The sequence below is a fragment of the Streptomyces sp. WAC04114 genome (assembly GCF_019733245.1).
Classification (GTDB): Bacteria; Actinomycetota; Actinomycetes; order Streptomycetales; family Streptomycetaceae; genus Streptomyces; species Streptomyces massasporeus_A.
The window spans coordinates 1-2,488 of the sequence record NZ_JAIGQA010000341.1 but is presented as its reverse complement, the minus strand read 5'-3'; the positions used below and the strand labels follow the sequence as shown (position 1 = coordinate 2,488).

Sequence of the window (2,488 nt, the reverse complement as noted above, 5' to 3'; positions counted from 1 at the left end):
GGCGGGGGCCGCGTGCAGGGGGACGTGGAAGTGGGAGCGCCAAGGTGAGGCGTCGGGCAGTGCGTGTCCGGCGAGGGCCTCGTCGAGGTCGTCGGTGGCGCGCAGGCCGGTTGCGGTGGCGGTGCGGGTCTGGTGCAGGAAGCGGGGTTCGGCGAAGGCGGCGAGGGCCTCGCGTACCTCGGGGAGATGGGGGTGTTCGGCGTGCAGGGCGGCGGAGAGCTGGGATTTGACGACGGGGACGCCGGCCGCGGTGAGGGCGTCCAGGGCTGTGTACGGATCTTCGAAGGAGGTGGCGAGGTGGCAGGTGTCGACGCAGATGCCGATGCGGTCGTGGCCGATCGCGGTGAGCGGGGCGATGGCCTCGTGGGTCGTCTCGACGACGCATCCGGGTTCCGGTTCCAGGCCGACGCGGATGGAGCGACCGGTCAGCTCCTCGAGGGCGTCGAGGCGTTCGGCGAGGCTGCGCAACGCGGTGCGGGCGCTCCGCGCGCGCTCGTCGTCGTACGCGGTGCGCCAGGCGAGCGGCAGGGTGGAGATGGTCCCGTCCGTGACGTCGTCGGGGAGGAGTCCGGCGAGGACGCGGGCCAGGGCGGTGGTGTGGTCGAGGCGTTCCGGGTCGGCCCAGTCCGGCTTGTAGACGCGGTACTTGACCTCCTCGGCGCCGAAGCCCTCATAGGGGAAGCCGTTGAGGGTGACGACCTCGAGGCCGCGCCGGTCGAGTTCGGTGCGCAGGCGGCGCAGCGCGGCGGGGTCGGTGACGAGGGCGTGGGCGGCGTCCTTGGCGAGCCACAGTCCGATGCCGAGCCGGTCGCGGCCGAGGCGGCGGCGGACCGGTTCGCAGTGGTCGCGGAGCTGGGCGAGGACACCGTCGAGCGTCTCGGCGGGGTGGACGTTGGTGCAGTAGGCGAGGTGGACGGTGGAGCCGTCGGGGTGGCGGAAGCGCATGGTTCACGCCTCCGCGGCGGGGACGGGGGCCGGCATGCCCCTGTCGGGGTCCGGTTCTTGCGGATCCTTCGGGGCGCCGCGGAGGACGGAGTTGCCCTCGTGGGTGGCCTCCGTGCCGGTGACGTCGAGGTTCAGGCGGCCGCTGAGCCCGTAGAAGGCGACGGGGTTGCGCCACAGCACCTGATCGACGTCGTCCTCGTCGAAGCCCTCGGCCAGCATCAGGTCGCCGACCTTGCGGGTCTTGAGGGGGTCGCTCTTTCCCCAGTCGGCGGCGGAGTTCACCAGGACCTGCCCGGTGCCGTACACCCGCAGCAGCGCGACCATGCGTTCCTCGTCCATCTTGGTGTCGGGATAGACGGAGAAGCCCAGCCAGCAGCCGCTGTCCCTGGCCTCCTTGACGGTGGTCTCGTTCAGGTGGTCCACCAGGACCCGGTCCGGGGCGAGTGCGGACTCCCGGACGGCGTCGAGGGTGCGGCGCAGTCCTGCGAGCTTGTCGCGGTGCGGGGTGTGCACGAGGGCGGGCAGGCCGTGGTCGGCGGCGAGCTGGAGCTGCGCGGCGAGAGCGGCGTCCTCGGCAGGGGTCATCGAGTCGTAGCCGATCTCCCCGACCGCCACGACGTTGTCCTTGACGAGATACCGGGGCAGCTCGTCGAGGACGGGCAGGCAGCGGGGGTCGTTCGCCTCCTTCGGGTTGAGGGCGATCGTGCAGTGGTGGGCGATGCCGTACTGGGCGGCGCGGAAGGGCTCCCAGCCGAGGAGGGCGTCGAAGTAGTCACGGAAGGAGGCGGGCGAGGTGCGCGGCTGGCCGAGCCAGAAGGACGGCTCGACGACGGCGCGGACACCGGCGGCGTACATGGCCTCGTAGTCGTCGGTGGTCCGGGACGTCATGTGGATATGGGGGTCGAAGATGCGCATCAGGACTCCTTGCCGTGGGGGTGGTCCGTGACAGGGGCCGGGGTGACGGACTCGGTGAGGTCCAGGACGCGGTGCAGGTCCTCGGGGACGGTGCGGCCGGCGGCGGTGCGTTCGGCGGCGTAGTCGCCCAGCATCCGGGCGAGTTCGCCGTCACCGGCGGCGCGCCGGGGCAGACCCGCCACGTGGTCGACGGGGACGCCGGTGAAGAGGCACTTCAGCACGGCGTGACGCCAGGCGTGGGCGCTCAGGTGCCGGGCGGCGTAGGGGCCGACGGCGGCGCTGAGGAGCCGGGTGTCGTTGGTGCGCAGGGCATCCTCGACCAGCGGAAGCGCGCCCGGTCCGGAGACGAGGTGGGGCAGCGCGTGCAGCACGGCCCGGCGCTCGTCGGCGGTGCCCTGGAAGTACACCCGGGTCAGGGCGTCGGTGCCGGCGCGGGCCGCTTCCAGGATGAGGACCCGTGCGGCGTCGGCGTGGGTGGCACCGCAGCGCCGGCCGGCTTCGGCGAGACGCAGCTCCCATACGGAGATGGGCCCGTGGATGCCGGGGTGGGCGGCGGCCTCGTCCAGGGCGTGGTCGAGCCAGGTGCGGGCGGCCGGGTCGAGGTGGGTGGTGAGGTGGTGGCGGAGGC

General features: G+C 73.0%; 3 protein-coding genes. All 3 read right to left on the bottom strand.

The genetic code is table 11. From position 1 onward, the window contains the following. The coding region (gene eboE, locus K4G64_RS38980) for a metabolite traffic protein EboE (protein ID WP_221760576.1) at window positions 1–945 on the bottom strand (945 nt) is incomplete at its 3' end. A 3-nt stretch (window positions 946–948) separates the two neighbouring features. Further along, window positions 949–1,860 (bottom strand): TatD family hydrolase, encoded by a 912-nt coding sequence (locus K4G64_RS38975; protein WP_221760575.1) that lies wholly within the window; start codon window positions 1,858–1,860, stop codon window positions 949–951. Continuing rightward, window positions 1,860–2,488 (bottom strand): EboA domain-containing protein (locus tag K4G64_RS38970; protein WP_221760574.1); only part of this gene is annotated, 629 nt, incomplete at its 5' end. The genes K4G64_RS38975 and K4G64_RS38970, both read right to left, overlap by 1 nt.

Excerpts from the sequence above, each read along its gene's own strand:
- K4G64_RS38975 (WP_221760575.1), bottom strand. The coding sequence starts at position 1,860 with ATGCGCATCTTCGACCCCCATATCCACATGACGTCCCGGACCACCGAC.